The 654-nt window shown below is 61.9% G+C and carries 1 protein-coding gene; it reads left to right on the top strand.

What is annotated here, in order from left to right:
* Positions 1-65 precede the first annotated feature (65 nt).
* On the top strand, positions 66-654 hold a 589-nt coding region (locus CO676_RS34345), incomplete at its 3' end, for a transposase (protein ID WP_144340270.1).

Raw genomic sequence — 654 nt, 5'->3', positions numbered from 1 at the left:
GGGTGGAGGCTGTGTGAAAACTCCCGCTCATGATAGTCTACCTCCAGTTGAGCGGGGGATTCGGCATGGCGGGTTTCATCGAGGGTAAGGATCGGCGAGAGCAGCTGTTCTTGCCGGAATGCCTCGATGATTATGTCACCGAAGACAACCCGGCCCGCGTTGTCGATGTCTTCATCGATGAGCTGGATTTGCGTGCAATGGGCTTTGCCGCCGCGGCGGCGACTGGGCGGCCGGGATATAGCCCGGCAACCATGCTGAAGCTCTACCTCTATGGCTACCTCAACCAAGTGCAGTCGAGCCGGCGGCTGGAGCGGGAGGCGGGCCGCAACGTCGAACTGATGTGGCTGATGGGTAAGCTCGCGCCCGATTTCAAAACGATCGCCGATTTCCGGCGTGACAACGGCGAAGCGATCCGTGCGGTCTGCCGCCAATTCGTGCTTCTGTGCCGCAAGATCGGCCTCATCGCGGGTGGCACGGTTGCGGTCGACGGCAGCCGATTCAAGGCGGTGAACACACGCGACAGAAACTTCACGCCTGGCGCGATCCGCCGACGTATGGAGCAGGTGGATGCCAGCATTGAGCGGTATCTGGGCATGCTCGACACGGCCGACCGGCAGGAGGATGACGTCGCACAGATGCGGGTCAGCCGGCTGA

This window comes from Sinorhizobium sp. BJ1 (assembly GCF_002531555.1).
GTDB lineage: Bacteria > Pseudomonadota > Alphaproteobacteria > Rhizobiales > Rhizobiaceae > Sinorhizobium > Sinorhizobium fredii_B.
This window is presented reverse-complemented; position numbering and strand designations above follow the sequence as displayed.